Origin of the sequence: Rhizobium sp. PRIMUS64 (assembly GCF_023006465.1) — a bacterium.
Classification (GTDB): domain Bacteria; phylum Pseudomonadota; class Alphaproteobacteria; order Rhizobiales; family Rhizobiaceae; genus Rhizobium; species Rhizobium leguminosarum.
This window is the reverse complement of record NZ_JALBGX010000295.1, coordinates 1-1,193: the sequence shown is the minus strand read 5'-3', so window position 1 is coordinate 1,193 and position 1,193 is coordinate 1. Positions and strand designations below refer to the sequence as shown.

The following is a 1,193-nucleotide window of genomic DNA, read 5'->3' as shown; positions in this document are numbered from 1 at the left end:
CACGCCGCCGCCTCCCGCGCGTTCACGCCGGCGCACGTTGGCCTCCCCCCGCGGCATCGTTGCCGTAGCGGCTGGTCGAGGTCTGGTAGTACTTCGCGCGAATGACCGCCATGGCCTCGATTAACGGTCCCCATGGTGCAGGAAAGCGTTCTTCCACCATCACTCGGTGCAGCATGCGCGCATGGCCGGCCAGCTCGTCGTTGAGGAAATCCTCCACAGGCATAGCCGGATAACGCTGCAGGAGCAGGATGGCAGCGTTGTCGGCCTCTCCCGCCGACCTATCCTTGGCGCATCCATGCAGATCGTTCTGCAGGCGCCCTATCGTGGAGATGAGCCGCAGCACCTGGCGAAACGCCGGACGCGCGCGCAGGGTCGCCATGTCCAGCCCCCATAGCAACGACAGGCAACAGAACACGTTCGAGTAGGCGATCGAATCGATGGAATTGTGCAAGTATTCGGCGTACGACCAGCGTTGCGCCCCCGCCGCCTGCGCGTGTCCGGCGCGCAGCGCCGCGCAGTAGCACCGGGTATCGTTAAGAAGCTCAGTATAGTCGCGCCTATCGTAGGCGAGCGCGTCCAGGGAAGCGCGCAGCACAGCGCATCCCTCGAAACCGGGGAGCGCGCATGGCACGCCCTGCCCCAGCGCCTGCTCCACCGCGGCCAGCTGCTCCGGCGCGATCAGGCCAAGGTCGTTGCAATCGTCGAGCCAAAACAGTAGCGCCAACTCGCGATAAAACGTCACGATCAGCTTTTCGTCCTGCGGATCGCGGCCGGTGCGGGCGCTGATATCGTGCAAGCTCGGTTGGATACGCTGCAGGATGTACTGTCCGCCCCTAACTGCTTCTACGGCATGTTCGTTGGCGAATCCGGTCAGGGAACGCCCCCACTCCAGTACTTGCTGCAGCGCGCTTTCGGTCGGGATCATTGCGCTATTCCTCCTGCTCCCTCGGCCGGGGTGCACCGCCCCCAACGAAGAGCCAGCCACAAGCCGGCGAGTTCGATCACGCGCACGACCCGGGTCGGGCAATACAATTCCTTGCCGATCCACAGCGGCGTTTGCGGCAATTCATGCGCCCCATGGCGAGCGAGCATCCACTCCAGCGCGTGCGCGACCGCCAGCGCGATGCGGGCGCGCCCTGTCGGCTCTTCGCGCCCATCCATCACGTGCAACGCGAACAGCGCATAGGCGGTTT

Annotated in this window: 1 protein-coding gene and 1 pseudogene; both read right to left on the bottom strand. The window is 64.9% G+C overall.

The window, feature by feature from the left end; all coding sequences use genetic code 11:
• Positions 1-22 precede the first annotated feature (22 nt).
• Positions 23-925, bottom strand: coding sequence for a terpene synthase family protein (locus tag MOV76_RS39180; RefSeq protein WP_247266602.1), 903 nt, complete (start codon positions 923-925; stop codon positions 23-25).
• Positions 922-1,193, bottom strand: a pseudogene (locus MOV76_RS39175) (hypothetical protein); the annotation flags it as partial. The pseudogene MOV76_RS39175 and the gene MOV76_RS39180, both read right to left, overlap by 4 nt.